The organism is Salinarimonas soli, from assembly GCF_008386575.1.
Classification (GTDB): domain Bacteria; phylum Pseudomonadota; class Alphaproteobacteria; order Rhizobiales; family Beijerinckiaceae; genus Salinarimonas_A; species Salinarimonas_A soli.
Genome location: NZ_VUOA01000266.1, coordinates 1 through 298, shown reverse-complemented (window position 1 = coordinate 298; position 298 = coordinate 1). Strand labels below are relative to the sequence as shown.

At 53.4% G+C, this 298-nt stretch carries 1 protein-coding gene; it reads left to right on the top strand.

The window, feature by feature from the left end:
• Positions 1 to 32: 32 nt before the first annotated feature.
• Positions 33 to 298: troponin (locus tag F0L46_RS27985; protein ID WP_149822446.1), on the top strand; the 266-nt coding region annotated here is incomplete at its 3' end.

The window sequence follows — 298 nt, the reverse complement described above, 5'->3', positions numbered from 1 at the left end:
TCGACCGGAAGCGGGCTGAGGTGCGCAAGCGCATGGAGGAGGCCTCCAAAGCCAAAAAGGCGAAGAAGGGTTTCATGACACCTGAGAGGAAGAAGAAGCTCAGGTTGCTGCTGCGTAAGAAAGCCGCCGAAGAGTTGAAGAAGGAGCAGGAACGTAAAGCTGCTGAAAGGAGGCGCATCATCGAGGAGAGGTGCGGTAAACCTAAGAACATTGACGACGCCAACGAAGTTTCTCTGACGAGCATCATTACGGGCTACCATCAGCGTATCACCAAGCTAGAAGAGGAGAAGTACGATCG